Source organism: Kordia aestuariivivens, from assembly GCF_014397005.1.
Lineage (GTDB): Bacteria > Bacteroidota > Bacteroidia > Flavobacteriales > Flavobacteriaceae > Kordia > Kordia aestuariivivens.
The window spans coordinates 28,823-41,401 of record NZ_JACGWS010000002.1; the positions used below are offsets into that span (position 1 = coordinate 28,823).

Genomic DNA, 12,579 nt, shown 5'->3' on the forward strand with positions numbered 1-12,579 from the left:
ATTAAAATCGAATTTGCTGTTGTTGCTTTAATGATTTTGATAAATGTGCGCCTTTCCAAACTAACGATAACATGAACCATTTTTTGGGTTTGATGAGAAAACTCAAACAATAATACACGCGAATAAAAATATATTTAGCGTACGAATAATTCTTTTTAATCACATATATGTGAGACAACATGCCTTCTTTGCTAATCGCTTTAGAAACGCCAGTGCTCACACCTTGATAATGAAGTATTTTCGCTTCTGGCACTAACACACTTGTGTAGCCCAATTGTCGCATGCGAAAACAAATGTCCATTTCTTCAAAGTAGAGAAAAATATTGGTGTCAAATCCGCCAACTTTTTCAAAAACTTCTCTTCTAAAAAACATAAACGCGCCGTTTACGAAGTTTACCGAAACTGGTTCAGTGTATTCTTTTTTGCGCTTTGGAAATTGTGTTGCCCAATTTTTCTCTAAAAAACTTCTTCCTAATAATAACTTTCTTATGCCTTTATCATGATCAAATGAAATGACGTGTTTGTTGTGTTCGTCATAATTTTGCGCCGTTGTCACACCAACTTTAGGATTGGCTTCCATATACGAATGCAAGATTGATAAACAATCGTTTTGCAACATCGCGTCATTGTTCAGAAACAAAATATACTTTCCGTTGGTAAATTGCGCGCCAAACATATTTCCGCCACCAAAACCAGTATTGATCACACTTCTGTGTAATGAAACATGAGCGTGTGTTGGGAAATTTTCTTTTAGGTGTAAAAAATCTTCGGGTTTGGAATTATTATCCACAACTACAATTTCGTACGATAAAGATGTGTCTGTAAATTTAATAACGGAATCCACACATTCTAGCGTGTAACGCGCCGTGTTGTAATTGATAATAACTATAGAAATATCTTGCATAAAAGTAGTTGTTGCGCAAAATTACATAATTTGACTTGAATTTTATACTTTTGCGCAAACACAAACCACAATTATGGGACTTCGTTCAAAATTAAAGAAATACCTTTTACATAAAAGATTACCGATGGAAACGTATGTTCCCAACAAAAAGACCAAGCCAGAAAAAATGATTGAGATTGTAACAGCTTGGGCTGGACTCGAATTAATCATTGAAGATATTATAGAACGTTTTGATATTGGACGTGATTCTTGCATTGAGTTTGGTGTAGAATTTGGCTATTCTTCCGTAGTTTTTTCAAACTATTTTAAAGAAGTAAAAGGAATTGATATTTTTATCGGAGACGAACATACCGATCATAAAGGTGATCATTATGATAAAACAAAAGCTTCTTTGGCTGAGTTTACCAATATTGAATTGATCAAGTCAGATTACCGCGATTGGATTGCTAAAGATACCAAGCAATACAATTTTTCACATGTTGATATTGTACATAATTACAAAGAAACTTACGAATGCGGTTTGTGGGCAGCACAACACAGTCAATGTACTGTTTTTCATGATACCGAAAGTTTTCCGGAAGTGCGTCGCGCAGTAATTGATATCGCGAAAGCAGCAGGGAAAAAAGTGTATAACTATCCGCATTGTAATGGATTGGGAATTATTGTATAATACATTAGTTTAACATAATTAATCCCAATCTAATAAATTAATATGAGTAACAAAATTAATATTTTGTCACTTCGAGCGCAGTCGAGAAGCTAAAAAAACACTATTGTTACCATTGAATCTCGACTGCGCTCGATTTGACATCAGGTTTAAACTGATAAAAATTGAAATCTTCTAAAAAAGTACTCATCATTGCGCCTTTTGCGTTTGGTTACACGGCACATATTCAAAAGGCATTACAACAATACGAAACTATTGATGCAGAGATTCTATATCTAGATCAACCCGCATTTTCATATAAAAATACGTTTCACAAAGCACAGAATTTCTTCTCGAAATTATTTTTAGGGAAGAATTTAAAAAAGACGTTTGTAACCGATCGAATCAAAGCTTCACTTGTAGAGTTAGGAAAACAAGATGAAATTTTTATCATTCGGCCAGATATGTTGAATGATGATTTGTTGCGATTCATTAAAAGCTACACAAACAAGTTTATTGCGTATTATTACGACAGTACGCGCCGTTTTCCGCGAAAGACGGACATCATTCCAATGTTTGATAAAGTGTATAGTTATGATCGTTTGGATGTCTCAACATATAATTTAGACTTTTTGACGAATTATATTTTTGAAGAAAGTAATCATCAAGAATTTGAATATCAGTTTTTTAATATTTCTACGAATGATTACCGTTTTCCATTGCTTGAAAATTTAGCCAACTACTTGAAGCAACACAAATGGACTTATAACATTCAAGTATACAATGGAAGTGAAATGCCTGCGGAACATGTGGAAATTATCACGACGCAGAAATCGATCACGGAAGTTTCAGAGTTGATTCAGAAAGCTAAAATTATTGTGGAAATTCAACGCACGGAACAAGTTGGTTTGTCATTCCGAATTTTTGAAGCGTTAGGACATCGCAAAAAACTCATCACAACCAATAAAGATATTGTCAATTACGATTTTTATCATTCGCAAAATATTCTAGTTGTAGACGAACACAACATTGAAATTCCTGAAGATTTTGTGACTTCTCCATACGTAGAAATTGATTCAACAATTCTTTCCAACTATAAAATTGAAAACTGGGTGAAGCCAATTTTTGAATTATAAAAATAGACTACCTGAAAAGTTTTAACAACGTCTTTGCGAAGAATTTTTAATTTTGAAGCAATCTGTAAATTAATAACTTAATTTTAATAGATTGCTTCATTTCATTCGCAATGGCTAGTTCTCAGAATGCATATTAGTTATGCTGCGGCTTTATGAATGACGCTTTCTAATTCCTTAAATGCTTTTTCTTGCGGTCCTTTTAGTAATGCTTGTTTTATGATACCTGCAATAATTTCAATAATATTTCTTCGTGCTTTGACACTTTTTCCAAAATATGCATGCATCATTTTATTGGGAATAATATAATTAATCTTCACAGTATCGTTATTTACAAAAAATGCTTTTACTGCGTGCATTCCACTTTTTTTAATGATGATGCATTGCTCCATTTGCCCGTTTGCATCCGTTCTTTGTTCCCAAATGTCATAATCTTTTGAACATTCATAATTTGATTCTTTATCTAAAAACAGATATAATTTGTCTAAAGAATTGTAGTTGCTTTTAATTTCAATTAAGTTTTCCATATTTTTTGATGTTATTTTATGTTCAAAACACAACACTCTTAGTTGTGCTTTTAATGCAATACTGAAACAAAGAAACTTATTTATGTGATACAAATGAACTACTATAAGTGACGTTTTATAAAAACTCAGTGCTAAGTGACAAATGTTTTGAGTAGCTGTTTTTGAAGTAAACTAAAATACCATCATTACAGAAGTAACGATGGTATTTTTCCTAAAAAACCTAATTAACCTAATTAACCTAATTAACACTAAGACATTTGTAGATGATCTTAGCTATGTATCAATACGCGCTTACATGATACACTTGAGAAAGTTATTTTTAAATATTTTTATTGAAGTGTGTATGTTATGATTCCGTTACCTTGAAATGCTTCTACGGTACCGTCGGGTTTTAAAACACTATTGTTAGTAAAAAATAGATCTTCGTATGGAAAGTCAAATACAAGTGTTTGTCCATCAGTAGAAAGTGTGCCTATAAATTCTAATTGTCCTAAATAGCAAAAGGATATGATATTGCCATTTTGAGTATAAAAAGGAAAGAGACCATCGCCTATTAAGCAGTCTACTCTTTGTGAAAGATTTCCATTTCCATCGTCATCAACATCTAAATACATGTTATTCAAAACTGGATTATCAGCTTTAAAATTGTCTAAAAACCTTAATATAACTGTTCCGCAAGAAGATTCGTCAAGTAATTCATTTGAGAAAATACCATCTCCGTTACCATCGATATCAGTTTCAATAATAAAACTAGTTCTTAGCCAAGTACTTCCTAATATTGTTGGTGGATTGCTGGCATCAGGTACGCATTCAATATCGCTTGCAGTAACTTCTTCGCCGCTCACGGGAATTAAATCGCTTTCAACATTATCTACGCTACAAGCGGTTACTATTCCTAAAATTAACGCGGTAAAAATTAATTTTTTCATAATGAATTGGTTTTAATTATCTATTCAATAGATGTCAATTCACTAAAATGGTTGCGTCTCAGAAATTATAAATTTTAAATTGAAAAAGTTTTTATGAACGACAAACAATGGATAAAAATCTAAAAGCACGAAAGTGCGGTCTAGCATCTGATGTCTAATAGCGAAGCGATCTAAAGTAAACTCCGATACACTTCTTCGTATTGTTTTGCCGTAGCATTCCAATCAAAGCTTTGTGCACGTTTTATATATGCTTGTTCGTAGATTTCTTTGTTGGTTTCAAACGTATGCATGCCTTTTTCAAACACTTCTGCCATATATTTTGCATCGTAGTTTTTCCAAAAGAAAGCGTGTTCTCCACCAATTTCTGGCAAGGATGTGTTGTGTGATAAAAAGACAGGTTTTCCAAAGCGCATGGCTTCAATTGGTGGAATTCCAAAACCTTCTCGTAGTGACGGAAATACAAATGCTGCACAGTTTTGTAGATAATATTGTTTGTCTAAATCGTCAATTTTTCCTGTGATAACGACGCGATCTTGTAAGTTGTGTTTTTGAATCGTTTCAGCGAGTTTTCCGCTAGTGTATTCTGTATTATTATTTCCCGAAAGGATTAAATTAAAATCGGGGAGAAGTGCTAACATTTCCACTAAAGTGTGAAAATTTTTACGCGGCGTAAATTCGCCAATAGAAAATAAAAACGGTCTTTTTGAAATTTGTTTTGGTTGATGATGCTCTGGAAGCGTGACTTCACGAATTGGATTTCCATTGTAAATCACGTACTCAGGAACGTTTGGTACGTCAAAATGTTGATGTGTAGATGCTTTGGCAAAGTTTGAAATATAGGTAATGGCGCTACTTCGTTCGAGCTTTTCGCGAAAACGCACATTGCGTTCGTGATTCATATCGCTTGATTCTTCTTCAATAAAATTCACATCATGAACTGTCAATAAATACTGAATATCGTGATATGGTTCAATTTTTATATTTTGATTCAGCGAATGCCATAAATCATATTTCTTGCGAATTCGCAACAAAGGATAGCGACGAAATGATTGGTATTTTTTATAGTCAAAATAATTGCCAAATTCGTCTTTTAGCTTGTTGAGGTCTTTCGCGTGAAGCGTCATTTTAAAATCGTCAATTTCTGCCTGATATAATCCTTTTATCAAATGATAATTAAATTGTCCAAACCCAAAATGTAGGTTTTTAATATTGTGAGATTCTAAAAAAACGTTTTTCATTTTAATCTATTTTTCGGTACATCGTCCATAATTGCAAATAGCGTTTAAACACTGAAAACGCATGTACATAACACAAAATGAATCCTTCTTTTCCATCCAAAAAACCAAAGCGTAAAAAGTATTGGTGAATAAAGCGATAGAATGGACGAAAGATGAAATGATACGCGTTTGGGCGCACATTCTTTTTGTACAAAGCTTCTGCTTGTAAACGACTGTAATGACTTAATTTTTCGTTGTAAATGTCAAAACTTTTATACGTTTGATGCGCAACGGCATGTTTCAGTTGTCCAACCTTTTCTTTAGTTTCAATGGTTTCATGTACAGGTTTTCCGTTGTAACGACACTGATTTTTGTTGAACAATCGCACCGAAATATCGGTTTGAAAACCACTATATTTCATGCGTTTTCCCATAAAATGGAAATCGCGTTTTACATGATATGCTTTTTCTGGATTTGCTGAATTTACAGTTTGTATAATTTCATCGGCTAATGCTTTCGGAACTTGTTCGTCCAAGTCAAAAAAGACAATCCAATCGTTCTTAGCCTGATCAATGGCAAAGTTTTTCTGTGTTGAAAAATCATCAAACTTGCGTTGAATCAAGGTAACATTGTGTTTTTTGGCTAACGCAACCGTTTTGTCGGTACTAAACGAATCTACGATGATAATTTCATCGGCAAAGGAAAGTTGTTGAATATAGTTTTCTATATGATCTTCCTCATTATAAGTAATCGCTAAAGCACTGATTTTTGTGTTCATATACGGATGAAGATACTTTTTTTCTTGTGAAAATGATATTCTACGAACAAAAGTAATAATTTTACAAGGATTTTGATCTTTGAATAAAAAATAACTTATGCCACGCTTACCAATTTTAATGTATCATGGAGTTTCCACGAAAGCTTCTGAAAGTAACGGATTAACGATTTCTAAGGAGAACTTAGAAGCGCAATTCCGCTATTTGAAAGAAAACGGATATACAACGTTGCATTTTTCGGAGTTGCAATCCATAAAAACGACGACTGATTTCTCGAAAAAAGCCGTCATCATTACGTTTGACGATGTATATGTAAATCAATTAGAATTGGCGTATCCGTTATTGCAAAAATATGGACTGAAAGCAAGTTTTTTTATTCCGTTTCAATATGTAAACGGCGTTGACGAATGGAATACAGGAAAAGAACGATTGATGTCTATAGCACAATTAAAAAGCATGGATGAAGCTACAATTGAACTCGGTTTGCATTCATTCGCGCATAAAAAATACAACGAATTATCCACAGAAGAAATTGATGAGGATTTTGAAAAGTGTAAAGATTTTATCATTTCCAACCAATTGAATGTGAGTAATGTATTGGCATATCCGTATGGGAAATATCCGCGAAAAAACCCTGAGAAAGACTTGTTTTTTAATGCATTAATAAAGCACAAAGTTGCGTATGGTTTGCGCATTGGAAATAGAGTCAACAAGTTTCCATTTAACGACAACTATCAAGTACAACGTATTGATATCAAAGGAGAAGATTCACTCTCGAAATTCAAATTTAAGTTGCGTTTTGGGAAATTGCGTTTGTTTTAACTAAAAAGAGGCAAAAGAGTTCTTTAGGGAAGAACTCTTTTGGTAGTAAAATAAAAAGGGGTAATGTATTTTCTAAAAATACATTGTTCAAAATTACATTGAAATTGTTTTCGTGCTTGAAATTTTAGATAAATGAAAGGGAATTCGTAGATGAACAGTAGTATAAGGTTCTTTGATCTTACTTTTACTTAATTCCTTTTTGAAGCAACATCAATTTTACATATCTCGAAAAAACACCATAGGCATTAATTCCGGCAACAGCCAAACCTGGAACACCATCCATAAAACCACGTTTCACGATATATTCATGAAAAAAGCGATACAAAGGTTTGAAAGCTAAATGAAAATAGGTGGCTTTTTTCCCTTTTTCCAACATGCGTTCTGCCTGAAACCACGCGTAACTATCTTTTTTGCTGATGTAATGCAATAAACCTTTATACGTGTAATGAAGTACTTTGTTTTTTAACTTTCCAACAGTTCCATCCACGATGAGTTTTTCATGTACATTTCCTTCAAAATGACACTTTTCACGGACAACCAATCGTGTCACATCGTTGTTGTGATGATACAAAAATCGATTCATATAAAAATGAGGAAAATTCAATTTATAGGCGGTGTGTTTTCCAGAGTTCATTGCGGCAATGATCTCTTTTTGAAGTTGATACGTAATGCGTTCATCTCCATCTAAAAACAAAACCCAATCGCAAGTTGCAAATTGCAGTGCATGATTTTTTTGATTGGAAAAATTATCAAACTTCCGAGAAATCACTTTGCAGCCATGCGCTTCAGCAATTGCGACAGTTTCGTCGGTACTTAACGAATCGATCACAATAATTTCATCGGCAAATTGTACAGAATACAGCGCATCTTTAAGATACAAAGCTTCGTTATACGTTGGAATGATGACAGAAAGTGTTGGCATGATAAATTTAAAACACAAACTTACTAAAAAACTTTATATTTGTGGTCTGTATGACAACAATAGACACTTCCATAATAATAAGCACGTACAACTCTCCTGAGTGGTTGGCGAAAGTTTTACACGGCTACAACAATCAAACGTATCGATTGTTTGAAATCGTCATTGCTGATGATGGCTCCAAGCAAGAAACCATTGATTTAATTGAAGAAATTCGCAAAGAAGTCTTTTATCCAATAGTGCATGTTTGGCATGAAGATAACGGTTTTCAGAAATCGCAAATTCTCAACAAAGCCATTGTAAAATGTAGTTCGCCGTACATTATTATGTCGGATGGCGATTGTATTCCGCGCGCCGATTTTGTAGAACAACATATAAAGCAGCGTGAAGAAGGTTTTTTCCTTTCGGGAGGATACTTTATGCTACCAATGAATATTTCGAAACTCATCACAAAAGAAGACATATACGAGGGCAATTGTTTTGATGTCAAATGGTTGAAACAACACGGATTGAAAGCTTCTTTTAAGAATAATAAATTAACTTCTGCGGGTTTAAAATCACGTTTTTTAAACGCAGTTACGCCGACAAATGCAAGCTGGAATGGACACAGTTCTTCGGGCTGGAAAAAAGATATTGTAGCTGTCAATGGATTTGATGAACGCATGCAATACGGTGGACAAGATCGTGAATTGGGCGAACGTTTATTCAACTACGGATTAAAAAGTAAACAAATTCGATACAGTGCGGTTTGCGTACACTTAGATCATCCACGTGGTTACAAAAACCAAGAATCAATCAATAAAAACTTAGCGATTCGTAAAACAACCAAAGACGAAAACAAAAAGTGGACGGATTTTGGAATAGTTAAAAAATAGTATTGAGTAGTGAGTTTTTAGTATTGAGATTGGAACGCTTCGCTTTTGGAACGCTTCGCTTTTTGTTCTTATGATACGTCTTTACGAGGAGGAAACAACGAAGTAATCTATTTATTGAGAAACAGATTGTTACAAGTTTTTCAAAATTTTCGCAATGACGCTTTATTTCAAACACTTCTAAATTTGAAAAATAACTGAATGAACATAAAAAAAATCAGTATAGCTTTCGTGCAAATCATTTTAACGGTATTATTGTTGTTATCAGGTTTTTTGCTGATCTACACTAGAATACCTGGGAATGGAGCCGTTTGTGATGCAGATCAAATGATTTATTTTTTGGTCATAGTGGTTTTCACGATTTCTTCCATAGGTTTGTTACTTAGCACTTCTGCTCTCTTTAGTAATTCCAAATGGAAGAAGTATAAGTTTTTTACCATAACACTTATTTGCCTTTTAACCTTTTTAATTTTCTCTACGAGAAAAATAATGTTTATGACGAAAGGTGAAAAAGAAATGATGCTAGTTTCAGATGATTTTTACACGCTAGAAATTCAATTATATAAAAGTGGAGATTTTTTTTCGTACTCATTTGATGGAATTTCATGCGAAGCAGAGAGTTTGGGAACGTATGAAGTATCTGATGGAGTATTGAAATTAATTTTTAAGACTAAAAAACCGCTACTTTTAGGTAGTTTATATACTATTGATAAAGAAGAAGTGCATTGTATTGATTGCCCTGTAAGTCAAAAGTTGAAATTAGTTGAGAAATAAAAAAAATCATAAGTATCAAAGAAGCGAATTACTATGTCGTTTCTCTTCGTAAATAGGTTTTAAAGTATTTCTCCATACAACGAATCGTAGATTCGCCACTCGAAATGACGATTCATTAATTTTCATCTAACAAGTCTAACAAGTCTAACAAGTCTAACAAGTCCAAAAATCCAAGTAGTCTAAAAAAGAAGTCTAAAAAAGAAGTCTGAGCGGAGTCGAAGACTGACATTTTATTTCAAACACTTTTACATTTAAAATTTAGAGTTTTACATTTATAATTTATAAACTCCAACTTTCCAATACGTTTTTTCTTCTTCGGTTTTAACAACGGTAAAGCCAAGTCTTTGTAGTTTCTCGAAATATTCCCAACAACCAACACCTTCACGGTAAATAGATACAATCAAAATTCCGTTTGCTTCTAAATGACTCAGCATTCTGTCTAAAACGTTTTGCTTCTCAGATTCATGGATATAATAAAAAGCTTCATTAAAAATGATCACATCAAACTTTCGAGTTGGTTTGTAGGTGTGAATGTCAGCTGTGACAAATTCTGCTTTTGAAAAGTTTTTCGCTTTTGCTTTTTGAATCGAGACATCGGAAAAGTCCATTCCTAAAAAATAACTAAACATTTCCGCATCTAAATATTCGTTCAAAACACCTTCGCCGGCGCCTAAATCGAGAATACTTGGTTGTTTTTTACCATGGGAAGTAATAAAATCAATGATTGTTTTATAGCGATTTGCTTCAATCGGATTGCGCAAATTGTCCCAACGTCCTTTTTTATATTGCTTATTCCAACGTTGTTTTCTGCGCCAGTTATGAAATTTATCAATTAGATTCATGCTATTTTTTTATGTGTAAATTTAAAAACTGTTCCAGTTTCGGAATAATCATTTCTGGCGTTAATTGTTTGTATAAATCATGCGGATTTTCTTCGATTTTCTTGCGTTCTTCAAACGTAAATGTATCAAATAAATCAGGTTTTTCTTCTAATAAATGAATGGATTCGTGCTGTTTTCCATCTTCAAAACTCGCCCAATGATCTTTATTCACATACGGTGAAAATATCGTAAAAGTGGGTTTGTTCAGTGCTTTTGCTATGTGGACAATTCCGCCTTCATTTGCAACCATTAAATCGCATGCATACATAAGTCGTACAAAACCACGAATACTATCTTCATAAATATCTAAAATGATACTTTCTTTATTGGTACACATTTCATAAATTTTATCGGCTTCCGTTTTTTGATTCGGCGCGTAGTTGAAGAGAATGTGAACTTTATAGTTGGACGTGATATAATCAACCAATTCGGCAATGTATTCGTACGGCATCGACTTTTGCGGCGTACTTCCCAAAATCCCCAACATCAATACAGGATGTTTGTACTTGTCAAGTTTTGGATATATTTTTTCGGCTGACTGCAATGTGATTTTTGGTTCGTAATCAGGATTTTCTAAAGGAAAAACAGATGTAATTAAGTTGATGCGATCTTCAATTGCTTTTCCGCAAATATGTGATTTTTCATCTAATAAATTAATTGGATGTGAGTAGAAGGAAAGCGGTAATTTTTTATGCTTTCGTTTATTTCCAATGCGATATTCCGCTTTTGAAAAATAACAAATCAAGCGACTTTGTAATTTAGAATACGGATCAAAAATAATGTCGTATCTCTCTTTTCGAACTTTACGAATCATTTTAATCAAATTCGGAATCTTTTTTAGTTCCTTTTCATTGATTGGAATGATAATATCGATATTCGGATTATTTTCAAGAACGCCAGTAGTAAAGTCATAAGCCATAAAATCTATACGACTTTCGGGAAATATTTTTTTAATATTATTCGCTATTACAGAACTTATCAAGACATCTCCAATACGCTTATTCTGTATAATTAATATTTTTTTCATGCAATGTTGTTATAGATACAGGCAATATGTGCAAAATATTATTTTTTCGGGGTTTATTAAAATTTCATTTCATCTATTTATAATTTTTATTTTATTTCTGTCAATTTCACATATCTTTGAAAAATAACTTTTTAGTATGCAAATCGTACACATTCATCCAAAATATCAAGATAAAAAGGATGCGTTATTGACTTTTATCAATGCTTTTGAAACCGAAGGTGAATATGTAACCAAAGGCGAACGAAACGTAATTAAGTCGTTTCAGTTGGCTGACGAAAAGATCAATGTGAAATCGTTTCGTGTCCCAAAATTTTTCAACGGATTTGTATATAAATTCATCAGACCTTCTAAAGCAAAACGTTCGTTTGAATATGCAGAAAAGTTATTATTGAACGCGATTAAAACGCCTTTTCCAATTGCCTACATTGAAAATTATTCCGCTTTTGGGCTGAAAGAAAGTTATTATGTGAGTTTACATATTGACTACGATTTTGATTTCCGCGCTTTGATTCACGATCCATTATTTGAAGATCGACGCTTTATTTTGGAGCAATTTGCCGAATTTTGCTTTCAATTACATGAACATAATGTCAACTTTTTAGATCATTCACCTGGAAACACCTTGGTTGTAAAACGTGACAATAATTATGATTTTTATCTCATTGATTTAAACCGAATGCGTTTTGAATCAATGTCTTTAGATAAACGTATGGAAAACCTAAAACGTTTGTGGCTTTCCAAACAGATGATTCATATCATTAGTAAGCGTTACGCCGAACTTGCAAATAAAGAACTTCACGAAGTTCAAGATGTGTTATTAAAACACAGCACAGCTTTCAAGCGAAAAATCAACCGTAAAAAGTATTTGAAGAAGAAGTACTTGAAACGCTAACGCGTTTAGACTCGCTTCGCTTTTGGACTCTTTCCCGCGTAGGCGGGAATCTCTTGGAACGCTTCGCTGTTAGATCGGCTTCGCCTCTTGGATTTTTGGATTCTTATGGTTTTACTTTTCGTCATTCTGAACTTGATTCAGAATCACATTATCTTTAGTTTTTTGTGAGAAGCTGAATCAAGTTCAGCTTGACGCAGACATAGATTTGTAGAATACGTCAGTTCGAGTAATTTTCAAAGAAAATTGTATCGAGAACTACT

At 33.3% G+C, this 12,579-nt stretch carries 14 protein-coding genes; 6 read left to right on the forward strand and 8 right to left on the reverse strand.

Translation table 11 applies throughout. From position 1 onward, the window contains the following. Window position 1: 1 nt before the first annotated feature. The gene (locus H2O64_RS03335; RefSeq protein WP_187560731.1) at window positions 2–904 is read right to left on the reverse strand and encodes a glycosyltransferase family 2 protein; all 903 of its coding nucleotides are present in this window, start codon (window positions 902–904) and stop codon (window positions 2–4) included. Between the two features lie 73 nt (window positions 905–977). On the opposite strand from H2O64_RS03335, the gene H2O64_RS03340 reads away from it, so the two are divergent. Then, on the forward strand, window positions 978–1,574 hold the full coding sequence (locus H2O64_RS03340) for a class I SAM-dependent methyltransferase (protein WP_187560732.1): 597 nt from the start codon (window positions 978–980) through the stop codon (window positions 1,572–1,574). A 161-nt stretch (window positions 1,575–1,735) separates the two neighbouring features. Further along, window positions 1,736–2,686: a hypothetical protein gene (locus tag H2O64_RS03345; protein WP_187560733.1), complete on the forward strand. Its 951-nt coding sequence runs from the start codon at window positions 1,736–1,738 to the stop codon at window positions 2,684–2,686. A 137-nt stretch (window positions 2,687–2,823) separates the two neighbouring features. On the opposite strand, the gene H2O64_RS03350 is transcribed toward H2O64_RS03345, so the two are convergent. The 4 genes from H2O64_RS03350 to H2O64_RS03365 all read right to left on the reverse strand — a co-directional run bounded on the left by H2O64_RS03350 (window position 2,824) and on the right by H2O64_RS03365 (window position 6,134). After that, window positions 2,824–3,210 (reverse strand): hypothetical protein, encoded by a 387-nt coding sequence (locus H2O64_RS03350; protein ID WP_187560734.1) that lies wholly within the window; start codon window positions 3,208–3,210, stop codon window positions 2,824–2,826. Between the two features lie 329 nt (window positions 3,211–3,539). Next, window positions 3,540–4,139: a hypothetical protein gene (locus H2O64_RS03355; protein ID WP_187560735.1), complete on the reverse strand. Its 600-nt coding sequence runs from the start codon at window positions 4,137–4,139 to the stop codon at window positions 3,540–3,542. Between the two features lie 170 nt (window positions 4,140–4,309). Beyond that, the gene (locus H2O64_RS03360; protein WP_187560736.1) at window positions 4,310–5,377 is read right to left on the reverse strand and encodes a glycosyltransferase family 4 protein; all 1,068 of its coding nucleotides are present in this window, start codon (window positions 5,375–5,377) and stop codon (window positions 4,310–4,312) included. 1 nt (window position 5,378) lies between these two features. Beyond that, a complete protein-coding gene (locus tag H2O64_RS03365) occupies window positions 5,379–6,134 on the reverse strand; it encodes a glycosyltransferase family 2 protein (protein WP_187560737.1) in 756 nt (251 codons plus the stop codon). A 97-nt stretch (window positions 6,135–6,231) separates the two neighbouring features. On the opposite strand from H2O64_RS03365, the gene H2O64_RS03370 reads away from it, so the two are divergent. Further along, window positions 6,232–6,954, forward strand: a complete 723-nt coding sequence (locus H2O64_RS03370) for a polysaccharide deacetylase family protein (protein WP_187560738.1) — start codon at window positions 6,232–6,234, stop codon at window positions 6,952–6,954. A gap of 184 nt (window positions 6,955–7,138) precedes the next feature. On the opposite strand, the gene H2O64_RS03375 is transcribed toward H2O64_RS03370, so the two are convergent. After that, entirely contained in the window at window positions 7,139–7,876 is a 738-nt protein-coding gene (locus tag H2O64_RS03375; protein WP_187560739.1) for a glycosyltransferase family 2 protein, read from the reverse strand. Between the two features lie 50 nt (window positions 7,877–7,926). On the opposite strand from H2O64_RS03375, the gene H2O64_RS03380 reads away from it, so the two are divergent. Together H2O64_RS03380 and H2O64_RS03385 are read left to right on the forward strand one after the other, a co-directional pair. Next, a complete protein-coding gene (locus H2O64_RS03380) occupies window positions 7,927–8,748 on the forward strand; it encodes a glycosyltransferase family 2 protein (protein WP_187560740.1) in 822 nt (273 codons plus the stop codon). 198 nt (window positions 8,749–8,946) lie between these two features. Continuing rightward, window positions 8,947–9,519, forward strand: a complete 573-nt coding sequence (locus H2O64_RS03385; protein WP_187560741.1) for a hypothetical protein — start codon at window positions 8,947–8,949, stop codon at window positions 9,517–9,519. Window positions 9,520–9,791: 272 nt separating this feature from the next. Here H2O64_RS03385 and H2O64_RS03390 read toward each other — a convergent pair whose 3' ends face one another. Next, a complete protein-coding gene (locus H2O64_RS03390; protein ID WP_187560742.1) occupies window positions 9,792–10,361 on the reverse strand; it encodes a class I SAM-dependent methyltransferase in 570 nt (189 codons plus the stop codon). Between the two features lies 1 nt (window position 10,362). Further along, window positions 10,363–11,427: a glycosyltransferase family 9 protein gene (locus tag H2O64_RS03395; RefSeq protein WP_187560743.1), complete on the reverse strand. Its 1,065-nt coding sequence runs from the start codon at window positions 11,425–11,427 to the stop codon at window positions 10,363–10,365. Between the two features lie 136 nt (window positions 11,428–11,563). On the opposite strand from H2O64_RS03395, the gene H2O64_RS03400 reads away from it, so the two are divergent. Further along, the gene (locus H2O64_RS03400) at window positions 11,564–12,319 is read left to right on the forward strand and encodes a lipopolysaccharide kinase InaA family protein (protein ID WP_187560744.1); all 756 of its coding nucleotides are present in this window, start codon (window positions 11,564–11,566) and stop codon (window positions 12,317–12,319) included. The last annotated feature ends 260 nt before the right edge of the window (window positions 12,320–12,579 follow it).

Bases quoted from the DNA above. Each gene is read 5' to 3' on its own strand.
- H2O64_RS03335 (WP_187560731.1), bottom strand. From the start codon at position 904: ATGCAAGATATTTCTATAGTTATTATCAATTACAACACGGCGCGTTAC.
- H2O64_RS03340 (WP_187560732.1), top strand. From the start codon at position 978: ATGGGACTTCGTTCAAAATTAAAGAAATACCTTTTACATAAAAGATTA.
- H2O64_RS03350 (WP_187560734.1), bottom strand. From the start codon at position 3,210: ATGGAAAACTTAATTGAAATTAAAAGCAACTACAATTCTTTAGACAAA.
- H2O64_RS03355 (WP_187560735.1), bottom strand. From the start codon at position 4,139: ATGAAAAAATTAATTTTTACCGCGTTAATTTTAGGAATAGTAACCGCT.
- H2O64_RS03360 (WP_187560736.1), bottom strand. From the start codon at position 5,377: ATGAAAAACGTTTTTTTAGAATCTCACAATATTAAAAACCTACATTTT.
- H2O64_RS03365 (WP_187560737.1), bottom strand. From the start codon at position 6,134: ATGAACACAAAAATCAGTGCTTTAGCGATTACTTATAATGAGGAAGAT.
- H2O64_RS03370 (WP_187560738.1), top strand. From the start codon at position 6,232: ATGCCACGCTTACCAATTTTAATGTATCATGGAGTTTCCACGAAAGCT.
- H2O64_RS03375 (WP_187560739.1), bottom strand. From the start codon at position 7,876: ATGCCAACACTTTCTGTCATCATTCCAACGTATAACGAAGCTTTGTAT.
- H2O64_RS03380 (WP_187560740.1), top strand. From the start codon at position 7,927: ATGACAACAATAGACACTTCCATAATAATAAGCACGTACAACTCTCCT.
- H2O64_RS03385 (WP_187560741.1), top strand. From the start codon at position 8,947: ATGAACATAAAAAAAATCAGTATAGCTTTCGTGCAAATCATTTTAACG.
- H2O64_RS03390 (WP_187560742.1), bottom strand. From the start codon at position 10,361: ATGAATCTAATTGATAAATTTCATAACTGGCGCAGAAAACAACGTTGG.
- H2O64_RS03395 (WP_187560743.1), bottom strand. From the start codon at position 11,427: ATGAAAAAAATATTAATTATACAGAATAAGCGTATTGGAGATGTCTTG.
- H2O64_RS03400 (WP_187560744.1), top strand. From the start codon at position 11,564: ATGCAAATCGTACACATTCATCCAAAATATCAAGATAAAAAGGATGCG.